The 930-nt window shown below is 38.2% G+C and carries 2 protein-coding genes; one reads left to right on the plus strand and one right to left on the minus strand.

The window, feature by feature from the left end:
• Positions 1-78 precede the first annotated feature (78 nt).
• Positions 79-309, minus strand: coding sequence for a hypothetical protein (locus tag CI957_RS10245; RefSeq protein ID WP_072561006.1), 231 nt, complete (start codon positions 307-309; stop codon positions 79-81).
• 217 nt (positions 310-526) lie between these two features.
• Between CI957_RS10245 and CI957_RS10250 the strand changes: the two genes are divergently transcribed.
• Positions 527-694 (plus strand): type II toxin-antitoxin system HicB family antitoxin, encoded by a 168-nt coding sequence (locus CI957_RS10250; protein ID WP_128754792.1) that lies wholly within the window; start codon positions 527-529, stop codon positions 692-694.
• The last annotated feature ends 236 nt before the right edge of the window (positions 695-930 follow it).

Consider the following 930-nt stretch of genomic DNA (forward strand, 5'->3'; position numbering starts at 1 on the left):
TGATTATGCTCTCACTTACAGTTTCAGATAGTTTTTTCAACTGTTTCAGTGATTTGTTTGTATAGATTACGTCATAACTCATAACAAACCAAGCTCTTTTTTGACCTCATCTTCACTATAGGTCCTACCCATTTTGATGTCTTCCAAAGCTTCTTCAATGTCCTGAATAGCTTCATCGCTTAGTTCATCCTCATCGATTGCCATTCTGGTTAATCTCTCGATTACAGAATTAAAGGATTCTTTTGGGTATTTTTTTAGAACCTTGAGTTTTTCTTTTGTTTGTGGATCCACACAGATAGTAGTTGCCATTTTGATTCTCCTTTGCACCGATTGCAGAGACGTTGTGATATTTGCCTATAGAATGCTATAGGTGCCTATAAATATAAATATCCATCCATTGACCCTTTAATCTGTTCAACTTTTAGAGCAGGGGTCACCCCGTAAGGCGAGGATAATTACTAAATATCCGAAATTAACAATGCTATATACAATCCCCAAAGTGATAATTGCTTGAGATGATAAGTCGATGCTGATCGAATATATACAGGCGGCCCTTGAAAGAGCCAAATATGAAATAATTGAAGATGAAGAGGAGCCTTACTATGGAGAAATACCTGAACTCGAAGGGGTCTGGGCAACAGGTACTTCTCTTGAAGAATGCCGTAAGAACCTGGAGGAAATCATCGAGGAGTGACTCATTTTAAGGTTGCGTAGAAATCTGCCTATTCCACCCCTTGGCAACCATACAATAGATGACCTCGGAGAATTTGCCGTTGCCTAAGCTTTAATCCTGTAGACTGGAGTCCACATCACTGCTATTTAAAAATTATTCTGGTTTTCAGTATTACTTATCTGCCACAAAACCTTTAATTTGAGTACGTATATTTCCTATTATGGAAGTCGCAATCTCAGATGATGCATTACCTGTTG

The organism is Methanohalophilus sp. WG1-DM, from assembly GCF_004104135.1.
In the GTDB taxonomy this organism is placed as follows: domain Archaea; phylum Halobacteriota; class Methanosarcinia; order Methanosarcinales; family Methanosarcinaceae; genus Methanohalophilus; species Methanohalophilus euhalobius.

Excerpts from the sequence above, each read along its gene's own strand:
- CI957_RS10245 (WP_072561006.1), bottom strand. The coding sequence starts at position 309 with ATGGCAACTACTATCTGTGTGGATCCACAAACAAAAGAAAAACTCAAG.
- CI957_RS10250 (WP_128754792.1), top strand. The coding sequence starts at position 527 with ATGCTGATCGAATATATACAGGCGGCCCTTGAAAGAGCCAAATATGAA.